The organism is Aquabacterium parvum (genome assembly GCF_001447195.1).
GTDB classification, from domain to species: Bacteria; Pseudomonadota; Gammaproteobacteria; order Burkholderiales; family Burkholderiaceae_C; genus Aquabacterium; species Aquabacterium parvum.
In genome coordinates, this window is record NZ_LFRI01000345.1 from 1 (window position 1) to 467 (window position 467).

The window sequence follows — 467 nt, forward strand, 5'->3', positions numbered from 1 at the left end:
AGCTGACCCAGGCTCGCGCAGCGAGCCAACATCAAAGTGCCAAGCACAACGCCGACGCAGATCAGGCGAGCAAAGGTAAGGACAACAAGGTGCGGACTGGCCAGACTACAAACGGTCATGAACGCGGCAACTCACATGCCGCAGACCCTGATGCAAGACGCACGCGGGCGACCCATTCGTTAGCCGGCAAGCGCCTTGGCGCTGCCCACCAGTTATCCGGTCACTGCCCGCGCAGGTCCAACCTGCTGTCATCAACGCTTGCCGTCACGCGGCGGAAGAATCATCTTGCTCTGTTCAGGCTACGTCGGCAGCTCGAACGCCTCGCCTCGCTTGAGCACCGCCCAGGCCATGCGCGCGTTCTTGGCTGCGATGGCGATCACCGCGCGCCAGTAGCCTCGCCGCTCAGCCACCGACTTCGCCCATCGGCTGATCGGGTCGCTTTTGTTGCCTGCAGCGGCCAGCACGGC

General features: G+C 63.8%; 1 pseudogene. It reads right to left on the reverse strand.

Going from position 1 to position 467, the window contains the following annotated elements:
- Positions 1-299: 299 nt before the first annotated feature.
- Positions 300-467, reverse strand: a pseudogene (locus ABG80_RS22000) (IS110 family transposase); the annotation flags it as partial.